This window comes from Streptomyces sp. NPDC086835, assembly GCF_044745705.1.
GTDB lineage: Bacteria > Actinomycetota > Actinomycetes > Streptomycetales > Streptomycetaceae > Streptomyces.
On sequence record NZ_JBIVAU010000010.1, the window covers coordinates 116262 to 136787 of the forward strand.

Here is a 20526-nt window from a genome sequence, read left to right on the forward strand (position 1 = left end):
ACGCCGACCGGCGGACCCCGGGCCCGGGGGCGGGCCCGGCATTTGGGGGGGCGCGGGGGGTCGCTGTCCCGCTTCCGTCGCCAGGGTCACCGCGGGGGGGGCGCCCCCCACCCGGCCCCCCACCCTCTGACCTGCTACTTCCTGCTACTCGGGCAGGCTTGTCCCCCGCCCGCAGCGTGTCCGAGTGGCCCCCTGGCCTGCTCGACGAGGGGTCCCGGCCGAGAGGTGGACTTGGCCGACGGCTGGAAGGGCGGGGTCGAGATCATCATCGATGCCCCCGCCGAGGCGGTCGCCCAACGACTCCCGCGCAACCTGGGCAGGCAGGAACCGATGGACGCGGCCACCACCCGCTGATCGCCACCACGGACGAACCGACTGGTACACGCAACAGCTCACGGCGGCTATCAAGGCCCCCTTCCGCGTCGTCAAGCCACGGGAGCTTCAGGTCGACCGACTGACGCCACGTGGAGGCCCGGACAGGGCAGTCCCCCTGGAGGGGCCGGTCCTGGCGGCTCAGCCGGCGTGCCCCTCGGCCTGGTGGCGGATGACGCAGTGTTCGCGCCCGACGCGGCCGGGCATCCCAGGCCCCCGCGAAACAGCCCGTCCAAGGGCTGCACAACCCTTCGTCGAGAGCCGTGGTCCCGGCCGGCAGAGGCAGCTCTGCCGACGATCAGGTGAATTGAGGGCGACACACCATAGAAATGGTCAGACAGTGGCTAGGTATCCACTACTGAAAACTTCAATTCACTCTCATGGCGGCATGGGCGATGGGTAGCGGAGGCTTGCAGTGGGGACGCTGAACAAGTTGGAACAGCGCTTCGAGGCCTTGGTCAACGGCGCCTTCGCCAAGGTTTTCAAGTCTGCCGTGCAGCCTTTGGAGTTCATCGGTGCGCTGCGGCGCGAGTGTGACATCAATGCCAGGATCTGGGATCGCGACCGCACTGTAACACCCAACCATTTCGTGGTCGAGCTCAATCCGACCGACCACGAACTGCACGGCCCTTGCCTGGTGATGCTCGGTGAAGAGCTGGTCGAGAAGGTGCGCGAGTACGCCGAAGCGCAGCGCTACTCATTCGTGGGCCCCCTGAAGGTTCAGCTGCAGCGCGCGGACGACCTTGATGCCGGGCTCTACCGAGTACGGAGCCGGATCGAGGTCCCGCCCGAGGCCTTGGGGGATGCGCACGGTCATCCGGCAGGGCGACGCCATGGTCCGGCCGGACAGCCTGCCGTGCGGGCACTGATCGGGGACAAGCAGGTGCTGACGGCGGACCAGTTCATAGCCCTCAACCTGTGCGTCGGGGAAAACGGCATGCTGGTCCGCGCCGATCCCCGCGCTCCCGCCACGCCGAATCCGCTCCAAAGCCTCGTCGGATCGGAAACGAAAGGCGCTGGTGTTTCCGCGCTGCGCCGGTCCGGGCGGGCAGCACCGGCCCTGAGTATCGGATCTGGCGGCCCTCTGCCGAACGGCCCGACAGGCGGCAGAGCAGACCGCCCGATTGGAACGGATAACCCGGATGGTGCTCCCAAGACACAGCAAGAGAGCGCTCCTGCGGGCCGATCAACGCTCCAGGTGGCGGATTTCACCGACTCCCCCGACAAAGGAGTCTCACGTCACAGCACCGAGAAGCACGGTAGACCGGTGACGACGGAGTTCCGCCGTGACCACGCCGACTCCTTGCCTGAAACGCCTTCCAATTCAGCGAATGGACTGCACAGCATGACCAACGACCGTGACATCAACGTCGGCGATGCCGGATCCGGCAGGGCCCATGAGTACGCCGACTCACCGGACCAGACACCACTGGACGGGCATGCCGCAAGCACCCGGACGGCCAGCGCCCCAGAACTCCAGAACGGCACTGTGCCCACTGACGCGGGCATGCCCCAGCCGCCGCAGAACCCCGTCCGACGTCCCATGGACGACGGCCTCACGCCTCTCGCACGCCCCTACATCAGGGCAGAACAACTGTCCCCCGCCGTCGCCCGGCCGCCGCGCCACCCCCGCCCCGCGCTGTCCTATGCTCCCGCGGAGTGGACGCCAGGGGACGGGCGCAGCGGGGCGCTGGGGCAGAGCTCAGCCGCCGAGCTCTCCTCCGACCGCCTTCTGCGCAACAAGCCCGGCGCCCGTCGAGGCCTGAAGATGCTGCGTATCGGCGGCAGGGCAGCAGAGCGGGAGCGTGAGCAGAAGCTGGCCCTCCTGCGCGCCCCGGTGATGGAGTGCTACAAGATCGCCGTCATCAGCCTCAAGGGCGGAGTGGGCAAGACCACCACCACGACCGCCTTGGGTGCGACGCTCGCCACGGAGCGCCAGGACCGGGTCGTTGCCATCGACGCGAACCCGGACGCCGGCACCCTCAGCCGCCGTGCGCGCCGCGAGACCGGGGCAACCATCCGTGACCTGGTGGCCGACATCCCGAGTCTCACCAACTACATGGCCGTGCGGCGCTACACGTCGCAGTCCTCGAGCGGCCTGGAGATTCTTGCCAACGACGTCGACCCCGCCATTTCGACGGCATTCAACGACGAGGACTACCGACGGGTCGTGGGCTGCCTCGGTCAGCATTACCCGATCATCCTCACCGACTCCGGCACCGGCCTGCTGCACAGCGCCATGCGCGGTGTCCTGGACCTCGCCGACCAACTGATCATCGTCGCCACGTCCAGCGTGGACGGCGCGACCAGCGCCAGCACCACGATGGACTGGCTCAATGCACAGGGTTACGCCGACCTTGTCCAGCGCAGCATCACCGTCGTGTCCGAGACGCGCAAGACCAGCAAGATGGTCAAACTGAACGAGGTGGTGGCCCACTTCCGTGCCCGCTGCCGTGGCGTGGTGGTGACCCCCTTCGACGAGCACCTCGCCGCGGGCGCCGAAGTGGAACTGGCACAGATGAAGGCACAGACCCGCGAGGCCTACTTCAACCTGGCCGCGCTCGTCGCTGCGGACTTCGCCCGTACCCAGCCCGCCGCCGGCTGGGCCACCACCACCCGCCCCGGCTACAACACGGCCAGCATGTTCGCCGCTCCTGCCTGGGGGTGAACCACGGGACTCGGAAGAGGTTGCCGGGCTGCCGGGCTGCCGGGGCGTTACTCCGGATGAGCGTAGGTGCCTCACGGTCGGGGCTGTCATGGGCTGCCCGGCGGCCAAGCAACGGCAACCACGGGTGACAGCTGCCTGAAGCTCGCCCGGCAGCCCCGGGCGGCCCATGCACGCGCAGGGCCCGCCCACCCCCAGGAGTGTGCGGCCGACCGCCCTCGCCGCCTCTTCCCTGACGAACCCTCCCCCTCGGCATAGGGAGTGCACGGTATGACGAATGACGGCGGCATCACCGTCGGAGACCCTGTACCCGGCAAGGACCTCGAGACCTCCTGTGCGTCTGACCACACGCCATTGGACCGGTTTGCAGCGGGCACGACCCGGACCGACACATCAAGAGGGGTCCAGAGCAGCACCCGGCCGCCGTACCCCCCACGCCCGCCGCTGTCCTGTGCTCCCGCGGAGTGGACGGCACGCGACGGGCGTAGTGGTGGGCTGGGACACAGCGCCGCCATCGAGCTCTCCTCCGACCGTTTGCTGTGCAACAAACGCGGCGTCCGTCGCGGTCTCAAGATGCTGCGTATCGGCGGCAGGGCAGCTGAAGACAAGCGTCGGCAGCAACTCGCCGTTCTCCGTACTCCGGTGATGGAGTGCTACAAGATCGCCGTCATCAGCCTCAAGGGCGGAGTGGGCAAGACCACCACCACGACCGCCTTGGGTGCGACGCTCGCCACGGAGCGCCAGGACCGGGTCGTTGCCATCGACGCCAACCCGGACGCCGGCACCCTCAGCCGCCGTGCGCGCCGCGAGACCGGGGCAACCATCCGTGACCTGGTGGCCGACATCCCGAGTCTCACCAACTACATGGCCGTGCGGCGCTACACGTCGCAGTCTTCGAGCGGCCTGGAGATTCTTGCCAACGACGTCGACCCCGCCATTTCGACGGCATTCAACGACGAGGACTACCGACGGGTCGTGGGCTGCCTCGGTCAGCATTACCCGATCATCCTCACCGACTCCGCCATAGGACTGCTGCACAGCACCATGCGCGGTGTCCTGGACCTCGCGGATCAACTGATCGTCGTCGCGTCCGGTGAAGACGGTGCGGTTGCTGCCGGCACCGCCCTGGACTGGCTCACGGTTCAGGGCTACGCGGACCTCGTCCGGCGCAGCATCACGGTGGTGGCCGAGACCCGCCGGTCCCGGTTCAAGGTGGACGACGTCGTGGCCCACTTCCGTGACCGCTGCCGTGGCGTGGTGGTCACCCCCTTCGACAAGCACCTCGCCGCGGGCGCCGAAGTGGAACTGGCACAGATGAAGGCACGGACCCGCGACGCCTACGTCAACCTGGCCGCGCTCGTCGCTGCGGACTTCGCCCGCACCCGGCCCACCGCCGGCTGGGCCACCCCCACCCCGTGGAACGCGAGTTGCTGACGACGCTCTCCTGCTACGCGGCGAACCGTCCTGGTGAGGTCCACCACTGGTCCACGCACCATGAGCCGACGCGGTACAGGCGCGGTTCAAGGTGAGACAGGCCCCATGACGAAGGGGTGCCCCGGAAACGGGACACCCCTTCTGATCAGCGCATTCTGACCTGCTGCGGTGGGTGTGGGATTTGAACCCACGGTGACTCGCGCCACGACGGTTTTCAAGACCGTTCCCTTAGGCCGCTCGGGCAACCCACCCACGCCCCGCCTCACCTGCTGCGGAGCGGGCTACAGACTACCGGGCCCGCGTCACCGGGCGCAGCAGCGTTCCGGGGACGGGGGGAGGGTTCGGGCCGAGCGGGGTCAGCTGTCGCCCTTGCGTTCGCCGAGAACGAGCTCCACCTTGTGGGTCTCTCCGTCGCGTTCGTAGGTCATCGTGACCTTCTCGCCCGGCTTCTTGGTCCAGATCTCGCTGATCAGGCTGGGGCCGCTGTCGATCGACTTGCCGTTGAACGTGGTGATGACGTCGCCCGGCTTGAGCCCGGCCTTCGCCGCCGGTCCGTCCGGAGTCACCGCCGGGGTGCCACCGGAGCCCTCATCGGTGATCCGGGCGCCGGAGCCCTGGTCCGACATGTCGATCGTCGCGCCGATCACCGGGTAGACCGGCTGGCCCGTCTTGATCAGCTGCTCGGCGACCGTCTTGGCCTGATTGATCGGGATGGCGAACCCGAGGCCGATGGAGCCGGCCTGGCTCTGGCCGAAGCCGCCGTTGCCCGCAGACTGGATGGCCGAATTGATGCCGATGACAGCGCCGCGCGAGTCCAGCAGGGGGCCGCCGGAGTTGCCCGGGTTGATGGACGCGTCGGTCTGCAGCGCGCTCATGTAGGAGTTGTTGCCGCTGGACCCGTCGCCGGAGGCGACCGGTCGGTTCTTGGCGCTGATGATTCCGGTGGTGACGGTGTTCGACAGCCCGAAGGGAGCGCCGATGGCGATGGTCGAGTCGCCGACCGCGACCTTCTCCGAGTCGCCGAGGGGGAGCGGGTCGACGCCGGAGGGGGCGTTCTTCAGTTTGAGGACGGCCACGTCGTAGCCCTGGGCCCGGCCGACGACCTCGGCGTCGTACTTCTTGCCGTTGGAGAAGATCGCCGACAGGGTGCCGCCCTCTGCGGCGGAGGCGACCACGTGGTTGTTGGTGAGGATGTGGCCTTCCTTGTCGTAGACGAAGCCGGTGCCCGTTCCGCCCTCGCCCTCACCCTCGGAGCCTTCGATACCGCCGCCGCCCGACTTGGCTTCGATGGTGACCACGCTGGGCAGCGCGTTCCCGGCGACCGCGGCGACCGTGCCCGGGTCGCGCTTGAGGTCCTGCGGGCTGGCCGCGGAGACCGTGGTCGAGCTGGAGCTGTCGTCGGCGCGCTCGGCCGCCCAGTAGCCGATGCCGCCGCCGACACCGCCCGCGACGAGTGCCGCAGCGAGCACGGTGGCCGCCAGCCCGCCCGAGCGCCGGCGCCGGGGCTCGTGCGCCGGGACCGGCGCACCCCAGGCGGGTCCGCCGCCGCTGCCGCCTCCGTAAGAGGGGAGCGTGGGCGGCGGCGGGGGCCAGTCCGCGCCGGCGTGCTGCGCACCCGCGGGAGCGGCGGCCGGCGGTGCCGGTGCCTCCCCGCCGTGGCCGGGGACCGGTGCCGCGGCGGGCTCGGGCCGCGGGGCGTGGCCGGGCTGCTCCGCCGATGCCGTCGGCTCATGGGCGGGCGGCACGGGATGGGAGGGGACAGAAGCAGAGGGGGAACCGGCGGACCCGGGTGCCGCGTCCTGCGGCCCCTCTCCGGGCCCGGGAGACGTCGATCCCTCGGGAGCGGCGCCCGGCACAGGAGGTACGGACGGGGCGGCAGGGACCGCGTTGCCCTCGTTCTCGGTGCTCACAGCTCTTTCTCCTCAGGTTCCACGTCGGTCTCCGGCGAGCGGCGGGGTCCGCACAGGCCGGCAGTACGTCACGTCATGACTTCCGCTGTGCAAGTGTCCGCGGCCAGCTTTTCCCACTGCACGTCAGGCCACTGTAAGCAGGACCTGTGTGTATTCCGGCAATCCTTTACTTCCGACAATAAGGGCGCACTTCCACGGCGCCCTCCGGGGCGTTCCGTCGGGTCATTCCCCGCGGGTCCTCCCCGACGGACCGACTCTCCTCACTGACCGCGTCCGCACCGGTGCCGGACCTTGTCCGACACCCTGCACGCCGCCTACCCCGCGACGATGACACCATGACGCGGTGACCCAAGCACGGCAGCACAGCATCCAGGTCGTCGCGCACCGCGGCGCCTCCGAAGACGCCCCCGAGCACACCCTGGCCGCCTACCGGAAGGCGATCGAGGACGGCGCGGACGCCCTCGAGTGCGATGTACGGCTCACCGCCGACGGTCATCTGGTGTGCGTCCACGACCGCCGGGTGAACCGCACGTCCAACGGGCGGGGCGCGGTCTCGGCCCTGGAGCTCGCGGATCTCGCCGCGCTCGACTTCGGTTCGTGGAAGGACGCGGCGGAGAGCCCTGACTGGAAGGACCCGTCCCTCACCTCCGTGCTCACGCTGGAGCGGCTGCTGGAGCTGGTGGCCGACGCGGGACGCCGTGTCGAGCTGGCCATCGAGACCAAGCACCCCACACGCTGGGCGGGACAGGTGGAGGAGCGGCTGCTCCAGTTGCTGGGACGGTTCGGGCTGGCCGCGCCGGCGTCGCCCACCGACTCCGCGGTCCGGGTCATGAGCTTCTCGGCCCGCTCCCTCAGCCGGATCTCCGCGGCCGCGCCGACGCTCCCCACCGTGTACCTGATGCAGTTCATGACGCCGCGGATGCGCGACGGACGACTGCCCGCCGGCGCGCGGATCGCCGGTCCGGGCATTCGGGTCGTACGCAACCACCCGGGCTACGTCGCCAGGCTGCACCGCGCGGGCCACCCCGTCCATGTCTGGACGGTCAACGAGCCGGAGGACGTCGAGCTCTGTGCGCGGCTCGGCGTGGAGGCCATCATCACCAACCGTCCCAAGCAGGTGCTCGAACAGCTGGGACGCCTCTGATCCGGCTCGCCCGGTCTTCGGCCCGTCGGCATTCGGGCCGCCTCTCAGGGAGTGCACCGGCGCGTTCGGCGCGTACGCGATCGTGTCGAGTACGTCACTGCTCCGCCCTTGGCCGGTTTCCGGTCCAGTCCATTGGGGCATTCACACCGTGGCGTGGGGCAAAGGAGGTCTCGGGGGTGGCGTTTGTGGTGGCACAGGAGGTGCCCACGTCGTCGAGCATGGCCGTACCCCATGGCCCTGCGGGCGTGGGTGAGGCGCGACACAGGATGCGCGAACAGCTGAACCGCAGTGGTGTCCCGGAAACGGTCGTCGACGACGCAGTGCTGATCCTTTCCGAGCTGCTCAGCAACGCCTGCCGGCACGGCAGGCCGTTGGGGAACGGGGACGCCGGCGACGGTGACGTACGGGCCGCTTGGCGAGTCGACAAGGCGGGACGGCTCACGGTCGAGGTGACGGACGGAGGCGGTCCGACCCGCCCTGTTCCGGCCACGCCCTCGGTCACCGCACGAGGCGGCCGCGGGCTCAACATCATCACGGCGCTGGCGCAGGAGTGGGGAGTGCGTGACAGTGCGGCCGGTGAGGTCACCGTCTGGGTGATCGTCACGGAAGGGCACCGCCGCGAGGATTTCGCTACGCGCGTCGGCGGTCCGGCGTTCGACTTCGCGGACGCTTTCGACGATCTCGACTGACGTCTGCCCACGGGGCCTTCGACCGATCCGCGCGGCCGCGCCTCGGAGCGGGTCGAGCCGGGGGAGGCCAACGGCCGGTGCCGGAGCGAACGCGCCGCGCCGGTTCGGCTTCAGCGGTTCCGGGAACGCCGACGGCTTCAGCGACTACGACGGGTCCGGCGGGGGTCCGGCAGGTCCGGCAGGTCCGGCAGGTCCGGCAGGTCCGGCAGGGGTCCGACGGCTTCGGCGGGTCCGGTGGTTTCAACGGTTCCGGCGACTCCGGCAACCGGCGCCTTCGGCGGGCTCAGCGCCATCGGGGGCTTCGGCAACTTCGGCGGCGTGGACTTCCGGGGCGCCTCGCCCCGCTGCTCCCCCACGGAGGCGGCGTACGGCTAGGCTCGCGCCCGACACAGCACCGCCGCAATCGGGAGAAAGCCACACCATGGCCAAGAAGCGCCCCCAGACGAAGGCGACGAAGCCTCAGCTCAGGAACGGGGCCCGCACCGCAGGCGTCGACGAGCCGGTCCCGGTGGTGGGAGCCCGCGAGCCCTGCCCCTGCGGCTCCGGCCGCCGCTACAAGGCATGTCATGGCCGGGCGGCGTCCCATGCCGTGACCGAGCTGGTCCAGCGCCCCTTCGAGGGGCTGCCGGGCGAGTGCGACTGGGTGGCCCTGCGCGAGCTGGTGCCCGCCGCGACCGTCGAACTCACCCTGAAGGGCGGCCTTCCCGAGGGCGTGCCCTCCGTGACGCTCGCGACGGTACTGCCCATGGCATGGCCCGCCCTGCGGCGCGACGACGGCTCCGTCCTCCTCGGCCTGCAGAACGACACCCCCTCCGGTGACCTCAGCCGTGACCTCGCCGGCACGCTGCAGCGTGCGCTCACCGCCGAGCCCGGCACCCCGGTCACCGCCGCCGCCGCCCCGGCCGAGGGCGTGCGGCTGCAGGACCTGCTCGACCCGGACGCCGCTTTCCAGCCGACCGTCCACTCCGGTTTCGAGTTCTGGGTCCCGGCTTCCGCCGAGCAGGCCTCCCCCGAGGTCGCCGCCTCCCTGGAACGCGCCAATGCGGCGGCGATCCCGACGGTGAAGCTGCCGGGCCTCGACGCCGCCTACTGGTGCGAGACGCCGGAGAAGAACCACCTCCGCTGGGTCATGCCGCACCCCGAGGAGCAGCTGCTCGACGCGCTGGCGAGGCTGCACGCGGCGGGCACCTCGTCGCTCGGCGAAGGGACCCGTCTCGTGGGCTCCTTCCGTGCCCACGGGCTGATGGTTCCGGTGTGGGACCTGCCGACCACGATGGGCGCCGAGGAGTGCGAGAAGCCCGCCGCCGAGTTCGCCGAGCGGCTGGCCGCCGCACTGGAGAGCGACGCCCCGCTCACCGCGGAGGAACGCCGGGCACGCGGCGGTCTCACGAACCGCCAGGTGACGCTCAGCTGAGAGTGACGATTACCCGTGCGCAACGGGTGACACCTGTCACAACTCGCTCATTCGGAAGGTAAATCCCTGTCCGAATACGAGAGATCGAATTTGCGAACCGCAGATCTCTTGTTACCGTTCTAGAAGCCCGGTCGCTGGTGCATCCCCCGTCGCCAGCGATCGGGCGTTTCCATTTCCCGGACGCCTCCGGCGCCTCAACGGCCCGTGAACTCTTGGGAGTTGCTCCCGGAGCGGAGCAGCAGCGGCCCGTCTCCTGTTCCGTCGTGAACGGCGAACTCGGCGATCGCCCGGTAGTCGGAAGCACTGCCGGCCGAAGGCTCACGAGGAGTTTCGCAAGTGCGTGGCTCATCGCCGGCCTCGACCTTGCAGTTGGTCTGCACAGTGCGTCCGCCCGGTGCCATCAGAACGAGTACGGACGTCAATTCCTCACCGGTCGCATTGCGGTAATAGGTGCGGCCCCAGGTCCGGCCGCCCCGGGTGAGCACACAGGTCTGAGCCTCGATGCCGTCGGCAGAGGCGAGTTCCGGCCCACATCGGGAGTCCGTCCGCGGGACGGCGTCAGCCTCGCCGCCAGGCCCTTCGCGCCCCGCTCCCGCGGCCCCGGCAGACTCGTCCCGGCCACCGACCGCTCCCATGTCGTCGCCTTCGGACGCCTCGAGCCCCGACAGCAGCCCGGGTCCGGTCGTTCCGGAGCCCTTCGCGTCGTCGGCGGGGGCGGTTCCCGTTCCGGTCGCCGACCGCGGCCCTGCCGCCGGTCCGGCCGACGCGACGATCGGTACCAGCGTGGCCGTCACCACTACGGCGGCGAGCCCGATCATGCGGAGATTCATGGGCCACCTGCCGACTGCGGGGGTTCGGACACGACTGCCCGAAGATATCGGCGGACCGCGGCCCCCCGGCCGCCGCGCGCCCATGTCCCTGCCGACTCGGCCCACCTGTTACCCGTACGAGTGACGAGCCGGGCCCGACACGGCAGCCGTGACGAGCCGGGCCCGACACGGCAGCCGTTGCGGCTGCCTGCGCGGCCGTTCGTGACCGCGCTGCCGGGACCGGTGTTCAGTACGTGAGCCGGCTGCCCTCTCCCGCCTCCGGCGGATGGAGCCCGCTGCCGGGTGCACTGCTCGCGCTCGCCTCGACAAGAGCGTCCACGACCGCCTCGACGTCGGGCAGCCACGGCGCCGCGGAACCGGGCAGCGGCGCCCGCTCCCACCGCACCTGACCGGTTCCGGTCTCCGAAGGGGGCAGCACCAGATAACCGCCGCTGCCGTGGAAGCGCAGTGAACTGGGCACGCAGTCCTTGACGAAGAGCAGCTCGCCGAGCTGCTCCAGGGTGTAGGGGGCCACCAGCAGCGACCAGCGGGTGGGAGTGGCGACCACCGGTCCGAGTCGCATGTCCATCCGGTCCAGCACCGACAGCGCACGCGATGCGGCCACCGCGGGCAGGCTCACGGCACAGGGCGCGCGGCCCTCGCCGGAGCCCGCGGCCCGGGACGGGCCACCGGTGGCCAGCATGATCGGGGCGGTCGGCCGGTTGGTCCACCACCAGCGGATCATCCGCTCGTCGGTGGTCGCGGCGAGGAGGCCGGGATCGAAGGGGTGGGCGCCGGGGACGACGCACTCGGGGTCGGGGCAGGCGCACCCGCGGTCGCCACGGCTTCTGCCGCGGCCCTCCGACCGGTCACCACCGGCCGTTTTCAGTCCTGCACCGGGGAGCACGGGCCATTGCCACTCGACGGCGAAGGTCAGCGCCGCTTCAAGCTGAACAGGCCCCTTCTTGCGCCGGTACCGGAGCCTGCGTCGCCTTCCGAGGATCTCGCGCATGAGCGCTCGTTCCTTTCCGTTGAACGCCGGGGTCCACATCACATCAGGTGTGCAGCTCATTACTGTGCGTACAAGTGCGCGTACTGATCGGCGTCATCGCCCCTTGCCGCCGGCATGGGCGGGCCCCCGGTTTCGCCGGCGACAGGATCGTCGCCCGAGGGCCGAACGTGGGCTGTAGTCCATTAAACGTGTGGCGAGGGGTGGCGCGCGCCTGGCGCTTACTGTCCCGCTGTACTGCTTCCCCGCCACTCGGGGATGAGGCGCGGCCTCCGGCTGTTAGGACGCCGGGGCCCGCGGCCAGGTTCCGGGGCGCTTCCAACTACCCCTGGTCATCACCGTTTACGTACCCAGCACGCTTGCAATGACGCTTTCCCCCTGGACCTTCACCCTGGGGGACCCCCTGCCGAACGCCCTCAGTCGACCCCAATCGACCGCCATCAGGTGCATTTTTCGGCCAAGTTAACGGGTACCCCCATATCCCCCGGACACCACCAATCCCACCGGGACAGTGCTGGACATCACCTTACGTGTGCGTGTAGATGTGGATGCACTGATAGCGGCGCAGAATGACATGGGGGTTTGCGATGCTATTGAGCGAAACGCACCTGCCGGAAAGCCGGCTGCCATGAGCGCCCCTCACCTTCCGAAAGTGGCTGGAATCGACTCAACGGTTCCTGCCCCGGCGCACACTCCCGCAACCCTGCCCCCCGTCCCCGCCGCACCCCCCGCGGCCGGAGCGGTGCTTCAGGACCGCCTGGCCGGCTGGGTCTCGGACCTCACGACGCTCCACGAACTCACCGAGCGGCTGATCAGAACCGGCACCCTCGACGACGCCCTCGTGGAACTGCTCGACGCGGGCGCCGCACTCGTCGGTGCCCGCCGCGGCCTGGTCGTCCTCGAACCGTCCCGGGACGGCGCCCGTGACAGCCCGCTCGAGGACGACCGCGGGCCCGCCCTCGCCAAGGGGCTCGGACTCACCCGCTCCGACCTCGGCCACATCGAGACGGTCCCGCGCGGCGCGACGGCGTACGGCCGCATCCTCGAAGGCGGCCGCTCCGGCGTCCCCGGACCCGTCGCCCACCCCGACCTGCTCGGCGACGACTCGCTCCACCCCCTGCACCGCGAGGTCGCCGTCCGCCTCGGTTATTCGGCCAGTTACACAGTGCCGCTGGCCACAGAGGACTCCGGCACACTCGGCGCTGCCGTCTGGCTCTACGACGAACCGGCCACACCCGTCGAGCGCCAGTGCCACCTGGTCGGCCTCTACATGCGCTCAGCCACCGAACACCTGGCCCGTCTGCTCGAACTGGAGCAGGCGCGCGCGACCGTCGCGACCGTCGCCGAGGAGTTGCTGCCCAGCAGACTGCCCCGGGTGCCCGGCGTCCAGCTCGCCGCCAGGCATCACAGTGGCCCTCGCGGCGGCGGTGACTGGTACGACGCGCTGCCGCTGCCGGAGGGAGCCCTCGGACTCGCGGTCGGCTCGGTCAGCGGCCGCGGCCCCAGCGCGCTCGCCGCGATGGGCAGACTGCGGGCCTCCCTGCGGGCGTACGCGGTGATGGAGGGGGAGGATCCGGTCGCGGTCCTGTCCGACCTCGAACTTCTGCTGCGTCTCACCGAGCCCGCGCGCACGGCGACCGCGCTCTTCGCCTACGCCGAACCCGCCGAGCGGAAGATCGTGCTGGCCGGCGCCGGCCACACGCCGCCGCTGGTGATCGGCGACCAGCGCACCGAATTCGTGGAGACGTCGCTGTCGGCTCCGCTGGGGATGCTCGCCTGCTGGGAGGCGCCGAGCGTCGAACTCCGCACCCAGCCGGGAGAAACGGTGCTGCTGTACACGGACGGACTGCTGCGGCGCACCGGCGACCCCATGGACCGCGCCTTCACCCGGCTCCACTCCGCGGCGGCGGGCGTCCCACGAGCGCTGCGCGAAGACCCCGCGGCGATCGCGGACCACGTCCTTGGGGCCGTGCTCCCCGACGGAGCGGACAGCACCGGCGACGGGGAGGACATCGTCCTGCTCGCTGCCCGATTTGACTGATTCCTCACATGCTTTCCGGCCTCTTCCGGTCACACATACGATGGAAGCGTCCCCTCGCCGACCCGGCGGAGGGGACAAGGTGTCGTAACGGTCAAGGCCGACAAGCCCAGGAGGCAGACGTGGCTGAGGAGCTCACCCCGGCGGAAACCGATCTTGCTGCGGACGCAGCAGGCGCGGAGGGCGAGGAGCAGCCGATCAAGCAGCGCAAGAACGGCCTGTACCCGGGCGTGTCCGACGAGCTGGCCGAGAACATGACCACCGGCTGGGCCGACACCGAGCTGCACGGTCTCGAGCCCATCGCACAGGCCGCGCACACCGCGGCCCGCCGGGCCGCACTCTCGGCGCGCTTCCCCGGCGAGCGACTGGTCGTCCCCGCGGGCAACCTGAAGACCCGCTCGAACGACACCGAGTACAGCTTCCGCGCCTCGACCGAATACGCGTACCTGACCGGCGACCAGACCGAGGACGGCGTCCTGGTGCTGGAGCCCAGGGGCGAGGGCCACGTCGCCACCATCTACCTCCTGCCGCGCTCCAACCGTGAGAACGGCGAGTTCTGGCTGTCCGGCCAGGGCGAGCTGTGGGTCGGCCGCCGCCACTCCCTCGCGGAGGCCGAGCAGCTGCTGGGCATTCCCGCCGAGGACGTCCGGGAGCTGGCCGGCAAGCTGAGCGAGGCCACCGGCCCGGTACGGGTCGTCCGCGGCCACGACGCTTCCATCGAGGCCGCGCTGACCGACAAGGTCACCAAGGAGCGCGACGAGGAGCTGCGTGTCTTCCTCTCGGAAGCCCGCGCCGTGAAGGACGAGTTCGAGATCGGCGAGCTGCAGAAGGCGTGCGACTCCACCGCCCGCGGCTTCGAGGACGTCGTCAAGGTCCTCGACAAGGCGCAGGCCACCAGCGAGCGGTACATCGAGGGCACGTTCTTCCTGCGCGCCCGGGTCGAGGGCAACGACGTCGGCTACGGCTCCATCTGCGCCGCCGGCCCGCACGCGACCACCCTGCACTGGGTGCGCAACGACGGCCCCGTCCGCTCCGGCGACCTGCTGCTGCTCGACGCCGGCGTGGAGACCCACACGCTCTACACCGCGGACGTCACCCGCACGCTGCCCATCAGCGGCCGGTACACGGAGATCCAGCGCAAGATCTACGACGCCGTGTACGAGGCCCAGGAGGCCGGTATCGCGGCCGTCAGGCCCGGCGCCAAGTACCGCGACTTCCACGACGCCTCACAGCGGGTGCTCGCCGAGAAGCTCGTCGAGTGGGGCCTGGTCGAAGGTCCCGTCGAGCGGGTGATCGAACTGGGCCTGCAGCGCCGCTGGACGCTCCACGGCACCGGCCACATGCTCGGCATGGACGTCCACGACTGCGCCGCCGCACGCACGGAGGCGTACGTCGACGGCACCCTCGAGCCGGGCATGTGCCTGACGGTCGAGCCCGGTCTGTACTTCCAGGCCGACGACCTGACCGTGCCCGAGGAGTACCGCGGCATCGGCGTCCGTATCGAGGACGACATCCTCGTCACCGAGGACGGCAACAGGAACCTCTCCGCCGCGCTGCCGCGCCAGGCCGACGAGGTCGAGGCCTGGATGGCCTCGCTCCAGCAGGGCTGATCCGCCGGGACACGCCCCGGGGTGAGGGCGCGCTGCTCACGACACGTCGAGCAGCGCGCCCTTCCGCCATTTGAGGATCTTGTCGAAGCTGACCACGGCGCCGCGCCCGGGCCTGTTGCGGACGTGAACATGGTCGGCGAGCTGCTCGATCAGGCACAGACCCCGGCCGCTCTCGGCGTGGTCGGGTGCCGGGGCGGCGCTGTGGCCACGCAGGGTGGCGCCTCCGACGGGAAAGCCCGGACCCGAATCGGCCACCTCGATGCGGCACTTCTCGCCGTCCAGGTAGGCCGTCACGCGGTAGTCCCTGGACGCTTCGTCGGTGTCCCGGTCGCCGCCGTGCTCGACGGCGTTGGCGCACGCCTCGGTCAGCGCGACCGACAGGTCGTAGGAGATGTCCGGATCGACGCCCGCGGTCTCCATGGTGCCCAGCAACAGACGCCGTGCGAGCGGCACGCTCGCAGCCTCGCGCCGCAAATGGAGGGACCACCAGATGCTCATGCTCCAGCCTCCTGGCCGCGGCTCGACATACCGATACGTATTGCCCCAAGGCACGCTGCGTAAGCGCTTCGTCGCGCTGACGGCCCTCGTTCGGCGGATGCGCGTTGCGCGCCCACCGGTGTATGTCGGCAAAGGGGATCTTCCGGACCTGCCGTACGGCCGCCCGCACCGCAGTGCGATGATGAGCCGGCCATGTCGTCCATACGCCAAGCACGCGCCGGAGCCGGTCTGCGGCTGCTGAGGGCCGCGGTGTTCACCGCGGTCTGCGTCGTGCTGTCCGGAACGGGACATGTGCTCGCCGCCTGCCGGGCGGTCCCCCTGTGGACCCTGGCCCTCGGCCTTCTCGGGGTCTTCGTCGTCGTCCTGCCGTTCACCGGCAGGGAGCGTTCGCTGCCCGCGATCGCCGGAGTGCTCACAGCAGGGCAGCTCGCCCTGCACACGCTCTTCGCCACCGGCCAGGGTCACCTGCGGCTGGCGCCGACGGCCGACGACGCCCTGATCAGACTGGCGGCGAAGCTGGTGTGCGGAGCAGGTGCCTCCGCCATGAGCCCCGCGGAAGCCCGCCGCATCGTCACCGTGGCGGGCATCGATCCGGCCGCACACACGGCGCACACGCACACCGCCCAGGCGGTGGCCGCGCCGGAACTGCTGCCCTCGCTGCCCATGGTGCTCGGGCACCTGCTGGCGGCCGTCGCGACCGGACTGCTGATGCGCCGCGGCGACGCTGCGCTGTCGCGGCTGATCCGGCTGTCGGCCGAATCGGCCCACGAGATCGTGCAGAGCGCGTGGCTGCGCCCGCTGCGGGCCGCGCTGGCCCTGGTGCGCGCCCTGCGGGCCGGTCTTCAGCAGACGCCGGGCGCCGGGCCGGGCCTCGCGGCGCCGGTGGACGGACCTCCCCTGCCCGGTGCGGGTCAGGAACTTCAGCACACGGTGATCAGGCGCGGGCCGCCGCCCGTATTCGTCCTCAGCGCCTGACGCGGCCCGCTCGACGGGAGTGGTGCCGCGGTGCCCGCGCACACCCGTGCGGCTCGGCACACCTCACTTCTCCTCCACCGTGGAGCTTTCTGTCATGAGCGTTTCCCGTATCGCCGCCGCGTCCGCCGTCGCCGCCACCTCGGTGCTGATGTTCTCCGGCGCCGCCTTCGCGCACGTCGGCGTCCAGCCGCAGGGCGAGGCCGCAAAGGGCGGTTACGCGGTCGTCAACGTCAAGGTGCCGAACGAGCGCGACAACGCCTCGACCGTCAAGGTCGAGATCAACCTGCCGGCCGAGCACCCCCTGTCGTCCGTGATGCCGCAGCCCGTGCAGGGCTGGAAGGTCACCGTCGACAAGTCCAAGCTGGACAAGCCCCTCGAGGTGCACGGCAAGCAGATCACCGAAGCGGTCACCAAGGTCACCTGGACCGCCGACGGCGGCAAGATCGGGCCGGGCCAGTTCCAGCAGTTCCCGCTCTCCCTCGGCCGGCTGCCCGAGGACGCCGACCAGATGGTGTTCAAGGCCATCCAGACGTACGACAACAAGGAGGTCGTGCGCTGGATCGAGGAGCCCGTGGAGGGTGGCGAGGAGCCCGAGGCCCCCGCTCCCGTCCTCAAGCTGTCGGCCGCCGGTGACGACCACCACGGCGCGGGGGCGACCGGTGCAGCCGCCGGGGACGACGCGAAGGCCTCGGACCACGAGGAGAAGAACGCCACGTCCTCCGCTTCCACCTCCGCCGACAGCAGTGACTCCACCGCCCGCATCCTTGGTGTCGTCGGCATTCTCGTCGGCGCCGCGGGCGTGGCCTTCGGCGTGCTCGCCGGACGCCGCCGCTCGGCCTGACCGGCCCCGTACCGAACCGCTTTGAAAGAGAACCCCATGCACAACCCCAACAGCGACGGGGAGCCCCGCCGCAGCCGGCGAGCGCCGCTGGTCGCGGCGCTCGCCGTCACGGCCGCGTTCGCCGTGGCGGCGGGCTTCGCCGTCACCCAGAACGACTCCGGTGACGACAGCCCCGTCAGTCAGGTCTCCGCGGAGGCGAAGACGAAGGCCGCGACGGTGCTCACGCAGCCGTACACCAAGCCGGATCTCGTGCTGACCGACACCAGCGGCAAGAAGTTCGACCTGCGCGAGCGGACCAAGGGCCGGCCGACGCTGATCTACTTCGGCTACACGCACTGCCCCGACGTCTGCCCCCTGACGATGAGCAACCTCTCCATCGCCAGGAAGCAGCTGCCCAAGGCCGACCAGGACAAGCTCCAGGTCGTCTTCGTCACCACCGACCCCGAGCGGGACACCGCGGCCGAGCTCGCCAAGTGGCTGCCCAGCGCGGGCGACCCGTCCTTCATCGGACTGACCGGCGACTTCCCGACCATCCAGGCGGGCGCGCGTCAGATCGGCATCGGCATCGACGCCCCGAAGAAGGAGAAGAACGGCACCGTCGTGTCCATGCACGGCGCCCAGGTCGTCGCCTTCTCCCCGAAGACGGACCAGGGCTACGTCCTGTACGGCGAGGACACCACGGCGGACGAATGGGCGGCGGACCTGCCGAAGCTGATCAAGGGCGAGAAGCCGTGACCCGACGCGTCCGTACCACCGTCGTCGCCGTCGCGCTGGGCGTGGGCCTGGCCCTCGCGGGCTGCTCGTCCGACAGCGGGCCCGAGTTGAAGGTCAGTGGCGGCTTCGTGCCGCAGCCGGTCGGTGACATGGCCGCCGGGTTCCTGACCGTCGAGAACGACGGCGGCAGCGCGGACAAGCTCACCTCGGTCACCAGCACCATCTCCGACGACGTCACGATCCACGAGACGAAGAACCAGAAGATGCGGGAGGTGTCGTCCTTCGACATCCCGGCCGGCGGCGAGCTCGACCTCGAACGTGGTGGCAGCCACATCATGTTCATGGCCCTCAAGCAGCAGCCGAAGCAGGGCGAGAAGGTCTCCGTCGAACTGCACTTCGAGAAGTCGGACCCGATCAAGGTCGAGCTCCCCGTGAAGGAGACCACCCACAACCCGCAGAAGCACTGAGCATCGAGGGACTGATCAGATGACGACAGCCACCGCCCCGCGCTTCGGACGGTTCCCGGTCCGGGTGCTGCTCGCCGTGACCGTGCTGGTGGGCACGCTCCTCGGCGCACTGCTGGCCGGCGCGAGCCCCGCGGCGGCCCACGCCGCGCTGACCGGGAGCAACCCGAAGGACGGGGCGGTGGTGGCCACCGCGCCCAAGGAGGTCACCCTGACCTTCTCCGAGCAGATCGCCATGGGCGACGACTCGATCCGGGTCCTGGAGCCGAGCGGCAAGCGCGCCGACACCGCCAAGGTGCGCGATCTCGGCACCGGGGGCACCGTCGCCTACGGTGTCGATCTTCACTCCGGCCTGCCCGACGGCACGTACACCGTCGCCTGGAAGGCCGTCTCCGCCGACAGCCATCCGGTCTCCGGAGCCTTCACCTTCTCCATCGGCGCCCCTTCCAGCACCACGGTCGCGCTGCCGGAAGAGGAGGCAGGCGGCGGGATCGTCGGCTTCCTGTACGGCTTTGCACGCTACGTCGCGTACGCCGGTTTCGTCCTGCTCGCCGGCGGCGCGGCCTTCGTGCTGCTGTGCTGGCAGCGCGGTGCGGCGGTGCGGCCGGTGCAGCGCCTGGTCGTGCACGGTTGGGTGGCCATGACGGCGTCCACCCTCGCCATGCTGCTGCTGCGGGGGCCCTACACGGCCTCCGGCAGCCTCGCCGACGTCCTCGACCTCGGGGCGCTGCCCGCTGTTCTCGAGACCAAGACCGGGGCGGCTCTCGTCTCACGGCTGCTGCTGCTCGGGGCGGCCGCGCTGTTCGTGGCCGTCCTGTTCGGCGCGTTCGCGAAGCGCGAGGACGGGGCCGAGAAGAAGGACCTGAGCTTCGGACTCGCCATCGGCGGCACGGTCGTCGCCGCCGGGATCGCCGCGACCTGGGCGCTGTCCGAGCACGCCTCGACCGGCATCCAGTCGGCCGTCGCGATGCCCGTCGACGTGCTGCACCTGCTGGCCGTCGCCGTCTGGCTCGGCGGCCTCGCCACGCTGCTGACGGCTCTCTACCGGTCGGCGGCGGTCGAACGCCGCGCGGTCCGGCGGTTCTCCACCGTCGCTTTCACCAGCGTCGTGGTGCTGGCCGCGACCGGGCTGTACCAGTCGTGGCGGCAGGTCGGCTCGTGGTCGGCGCTGACCGGGACGACCTACGGGCAACTGCTGCTGTTCAAGGTGGGGCTCGTCGCCGTCATGGTCGGCGTAGCGTGGATCTCCCGGCGCTGGACGGCGCAGCTCGCCGAGGTCGCGGAGGTTGAGGAGAGGACCGAGGCCGCGGAGGCCGAAGAGGCAGCGGAGAAGGACAAGGCCGCGGGCGCCTCCACCGATCCCGCGCGCGAGGCCCAGCTCGCCCGGCAGAAGGCCGCTGTGGCGACGGCCGAGCGGAAGCGGAACCGGGACGCGGACCACGAGCGTTCGGGACTGCGCCGTTCCGTGCTGGCGGAGACGGGCGTCGCGGTGGTCCTGCTCGCCGTGACGACCGTGCTCACCTCCACCGAGCCGGGCCGTACGGAAGAGACTGCCAAGGCCGGCAACGCACAGGCCGCGCCCGCCGCTCCGGCAGGACCGACGGAGATCAGGATGCCGTTCGACACGGGCGGCCCCAGCGGCAAGGGAACGGTGCGGCTCAGCCTGGACCCGGCGCTCTCCGGCGCCAACGTCATGCACGTATGGATCGAGTCACCGGACGGCAAGGCGCTGGACGCCCCGGAGGTGAAGATCTCCTTCACCCTCAAGGCCAAGGAGATCGGCCCGCTGCCCATCACCCCGGACCGCCTCACCGCGGGACACTGGACCGCGAGCGCCGTCCAGATCCCGATGCCGGGCGACTGGCAGGTCAAGGTGACCGTGCGGACCTCGGACATCGACCAGACGACCATCGACAAGAACATCAAGATCGGCTGAACCA

16 protein-coding genes, 1 tRNA gene and 1 pseudogene are annotated in these 20526 nt (G+C 70.6%); 13 read left to right on the forward strand and 5 right to left on the reverse strand.

The features are described from left to right. Nucleotides 1-225: 225 nt before the first annotated feature. The 3 genes and pseudogenes from ACIPJI_RS28430 to ACIPJI_RS28440 form a co-directional block, all read left to right on the forward strand. Nucleotides 226-354 (forward strand): hypothetical protein, encoded by a 129-nt coding sequence (locus ACIPJI_RS28430; RefSeq protein ID WP_402249642.1) that lies wholly within the window; start codon nt 226-228, stop codon nt 352-354. Nucleotides 355-787: 433 nt separating this feature from the next. Next, entirely contained in the window at nt 788-3040 is a 2253-nt protein-coding gene (locus ACIPJI_RS28435) for an FhaA domain-containing protein (protein ID WP_402249644.1), read from the forward strand. A gap of 414 nt (nt 3041-3454) precedes the next feature. Further along, nucleotides 3455-4471 (forward strand): annotated as a pseudogene (locus tag ACIPJI_RS28440) (MinD/ParA family protein); the annotation flags it as partial. Nucleotides 4472-4637: 166 nt separating this feature from the next. Here ACIPJI_RS28440 and ACIPJI_RS28445 read toward each other — a convergent pair. Together ACIPJI_RS28445 and ACIPJI_RS28450 are read right to left on the reverse strand one after the other, a co-directional pair. Continuing rightward, a tRNA-Ser gene (locus ACIPJI_RS28445) sits at nt 4638-4722 on the reverse strand. 105 nt (nt 4723-4827) lie between these two features. Beyond that, entirely contained in the window at nt 4828-6381 is a 1554-nt protein-coding gene (locus tag ACIPJI_RS28450) for a trypsin-like peptidase domain-containing protein (RefSeq protein ID WP_402249646.1), read from the reverse strand. Between the two features lie 343 nt (nt 6382-6724). On the opposite strand from ACIPJI_RS28450, the gene ACIPJI_RS28455 reads away from it, so the two are divergent. The 3 genes from ACIPJI_RS28455 (at nt 6725) to ACIPJI_RS28465 (ending at nt 9628) form a co-directional block, all read left to right on the forward strand. Next, the gene (locus tag ACIPJI_RS28455) at nt 6725-7525 is read left to right on the forward strand and encodes a glycerophosphodiester phosphodiesterase (protein ID WP_307707302.1); all 801 of its coding nucleotides are present in this window, start codon (nt 6725-6727) and stop codon (nt 7523-7525) included. Between the two features lie 131 nt (nt 7526-7656). Beyond that, complete coding sequence (locus ACIPJI_RS28460; RefSeq protein WP_189474335.1) at nt 7657-8214, forward strand: ATP-binding protein; 558 nt, start codon at nt 7657-7659, stop codon at nt 8212-8214. Nucleotides 8215-8635: 421 nt separating this feature from the next. Continuing rightward, nucleotides 8636-9628 (forward strand): DUF5926 family protein, encoded by a 993-nt coding sequence (locus tag ACIPJI_RS28465; protein ID WP_402249648.1) that lies wholly within the window; start codon nt 8636-8638, stop codon nt 9626-9628. A gap of 194 nt (nt 9629-9822) precedes the next feature. Here ACIPJI_RS28465 and ACIPJI_RS28470 read toward each other — a convergent pair whose 3' ends face one another. Both ACIPJI_RS28470 and ACIPJI_RS28475 read right to left on the reverse strand, forming a co-directional pair. Beyond that, nucleotides 9823-10458, reverse strand: a complete 636-nt coding sequence (locus ACIPJI_RS28470; RefSeq protein ID WP_402249650.1) for a hypothetical protein — start codon at nt 10456-10458, stop codon at nt 9823-9825. 226 nt (nt 10459-10684) lie between these two features. Then, entirely contained in the window at nt 10685-11449 is a 765-nt protein-coding gene (locus tag ACIPJI_RS28475) for a bifunctional DNA primase/polymerase (RefSeq protein ID WP_307707305.1), read from the reverse strand. 508 nt (nt 11450-11957) lie between these two features. Here ACIPJI_RS28475 and ACIPJI_RS28480 point away from each other — a divergent pair. Together ACIPJI_RS28480 and ACIPJI_RS28485 are read left to right on the forward strand one after the other, a co-directional pair. Beyond that, nucleotides 11958-13487 carry a PP2C family protein-serine/threonine phosphatase gene (locus ACIPJI_RS28480; protein WP_402249652.1) on the forward strand — a complete coding sequence of 510 codons (1530 nt, stop codon included), beginning with the start codon at nt 11958-11960 and terminating at the stop codon, nt 13485-13487. Nucleotides 13488-13606: 119 nt separating this feature from the next. Continuing rightward, nucleotides 13607-15094, forward strand: a complete 1488-nt coding sequence (locus ACIPJI_RS28485; protein ID WP_402249653.1) for an aminopeptidase P family protein — start codon at nt 13607-13609, stop codon at nt 15092-15094. A 36-nt stretch (nt 15095-15130) separates the two neighbouring features. Here ACIPJI_RS28485 and ACIPJI_RS28490 read toward each other — a convergent pair whose 3' ends face one another. Next, nucleotides 15131-15592: an ATP-binding protein gene (locus ACIPJI_RS28490; RefSeq protein ID WP_356622309.1), complete on the reverse strand. Its 462-nt coding sequence runs from the start codon at nt 15590-15592 to the stop codon at nt 15131-15133. A gap of 192 nt (nt 15593-15784) precedes the next feature. Here ACIPJI_RS28490 and ACIPJI_RS28495 point away from each other — a divergent pair, with 192 nt between their 5' ends. The 5 genes from ACIPJI_RS28495 (at nt 15785) to ACIPJI_RS28515 (ending at nt 20522) form a co-directional block, all read left to right on the forward strand. Then, nucleotides 15785-16567: a hypothetical protein gene (locus tag ACIPJI_RS28495; protein WP_402249655.1), complete on the forward strand. Its 783-nt coding sequence runs from the start codon at nt 15785-15787 to the stop codon at nt 16565-16567. A gap of 94 nt (nt 16568-16661) precedes the next feature. Beyond that, nucleotides 16662-17408 carry a YcnI family protein gene (locus ACIPJI_RS28500; RefSeq protein WP_402249657.1) on the forward strand — a complete coding sequence of 249 codons (747 nt, stop codon included), beginning with the start codon at nt 16662-16664 and terminating at the stop codon, nt 17406-17408. A gap of 36 nt (nt 17409-17444) precedes the next feature. Then, on the forward strand, nt 17445-18143 hold the full coding sequence (locus tag ACIPJI_RS28505; protein ID WP_402249659.1) for an SCO family protein: 699 nt from the start codon (nt 17445-17447) through the stop codon (nt 18141-18143). Further along, on the forward strand, nt 18098-18589 hold the full coding sequence (locus ACIPJI_RS28510; protein ID WP_356622310.1) for a copper chaperone PCu(A)C: 492 nt from the start codon (nt 18098-18100) through the stop codon (nt 18587-18589). Before ACIPJI_RS28505 ends, ACIPJI_RS28510 begins: the two co-directional genes overlap by 46 nt. Nucleotides 18590-18608: 19 nt before the next feature. Continuing rightward, the gene (locus ACIPJI_RS28515; protein ID WP_402249661.1) at nt 18609-20522 is read left to right on the forward strand and encodes a copper resistance protein CopC; all 1914 of its coding nucleotides are present in this window, start codon (nt 18609-18611) and stop codon (nt 20520-20522) included. The last annotated feature ends 4 nt before the right edge of the window (nt 20523-20526 follow it).

Excerpts from the sequence above, each read along its gene's own strand:
- ACIPJI_RS28465 (WP_402249648.1), top strand. The coding sequence starts at position 8,636 with ATGGCCAAGAAGCGCCCCCAGACGAAGGCGACGAAGCCTCAGCTCAGG.
- ACIPJI_RS28470 (WP_402249650.1), bottom strand. The coding sequence starts at position 10,458 with ATGAATCTCCGCATGATCGGGCTCGCCGCCGTAGTGGTGACGGCCACG.
- ACIPJI_RS28475 (WP_307707305.1), bottom strand. The coding sequence starts at position 11,449 with ATGCGCGAGATCCTCGGAAGGCGACGCAGGCTCCGGTACCGGCGCAAG.
- ACIPJI_RS28490 (WP_356622309.1), bottom strand. The coding sequence starts at position 15,592 with ATGAGCATCTGGTGGTCCCTCCATTTGCGGCGCGAGGCTGCGAGCGTG.
- ACIPJI_RS28495 (WP_402249655.1), top strand. The coding sequence starts at position 15,785 with ATGTCGTCCATACGCCAAGCACGCGCCGGAGCCGGTCTGCGGCTGCTG.
- ACIPJI_RS28500 (WP_402249657.1), top strand. The coding sequence starts at position 16,662 with ATGAGCGTTTCCCGTATCGCCGCCGCGTCCGCCGTCGCCGCCACCTCG.
- ACIPJI_RS28505 (WP_402249659.1), top strand. The coding sequence starts at position 17,445 with ATGCACAACCCCAACAGCGACGGGGAGCCCCGCCGCAGCCGGCGAGCG.
- ACIPJI_RS28510 (WP_356622310.1), top strand. The coding sequence starts at position 18,098 with ATGGGCGGCGGACCTGCCGAAGCTGATCAAGGGCGAGAAGCCGTGACC.
- ACIPJI_RS28515 (WP_402249661.1), top strand. The coding sequence starts at position 18,609 with ATGACGACAGCCACCGCCCCGCGCTTCGGACGGTTCCCGGTCCGGGTG.